This window comes from Parasaccharibacter apium (assembly GCF_002917995.1).
Lineage (GTDB): Bacteria > Pseudomonadota > Alphaproteobacteria > Acetobacterales > Acetobacteraceae > Bombella > Bombella apis.
Map to the genome: position 1 here is coordinate 1 of NZ_LMYH01000018.1, position 869 is coordinate 869.

The 869-nt window shown below is 48.1% G+C and carries 1 tRNA gene; it reads left to right on the top strand.

Annotation, left to right across the window (positions count from 1 at the left end):
• Positions 1 to 23: 23 nt before the first annotated feature.
• A tRNA-Met gene (locus ASO19_RS08935) sits at positions 24 to 100 on the top strand.
• The last annotated feature ends 769 nt before the right edge of the window (positions 101 to 869 follow it).

An 869-nucleotide genomic window follows, 5' to 3' on the forward strand; every position in this document is an offset into this window, starting at 1 on the left:
CCCTCATAAAAACCACCCACCAACGCGGGGTGGAGCAGCCCGGTAGCTCGTCAGGCTCATAACCTGAAGGTCGTAGGTTCAAATCCTACCCCCGCATCCATACCCACAAAATCAGATACCGCCAGATAGCCATGGTCCTCCCGTGGGTCCACACGTTCCCCAACCATCTGTCATGAATAGAGGGAACTTGTAATCTCCCTAGAATGGCTGATTTGGCGATTGCTTGCTATCATGCGCATATAAGGGCCATTCAACGCCATTTGAGAGAAGTGTAAGCTTTTCTGAGGTAGGCTGTCGGATAAGACTATGATCTGCGTAGGTCTGGAACTAAAATAGTTAATGCTTGGCAGCTTGTTCCTGTCATCAAGGAATTGAATGAAATGGGATTTCAGGATTAGGCCGCAGATCGAAACAGTGGGTTTTTCTTGTGATCCATGGCCTATTTCCTTTTAGAAAACCATGAACAGTGTCAGCCGTTCTAACTAGATTGAACCGTGTCGTGTATGAAATCTTCCCTTAGGGAAGATGCTGTTCGGTTATTCTTTTCACCATCATTTCTGGAAAATGCTTTTCCTGTCAGGGATCGGATTGGAACTCTAAGGCGTATTCTTCTTTTGCCTTGAAGGCTCCGTTGAAAACAGGGATATCGCCATAGATTGCGCTTCGGTGCCAGCCAATGTCATGGCTGTGTAGCCGAAAAACTGTGTCTTTTTCATGTCCAGGCTTTCGTAACTTTCGGCCAGTGGGCTGATTGGTTGCCCAAATCAGAGTTGCCTAGGGAGATACTCTCTCCGTGTTCTTTCTGAATATGGAGGAACGGTATGAAAGGGGGGCACCGGCTTCCGTCGCAAGGATGCCCTCGCCGTAGT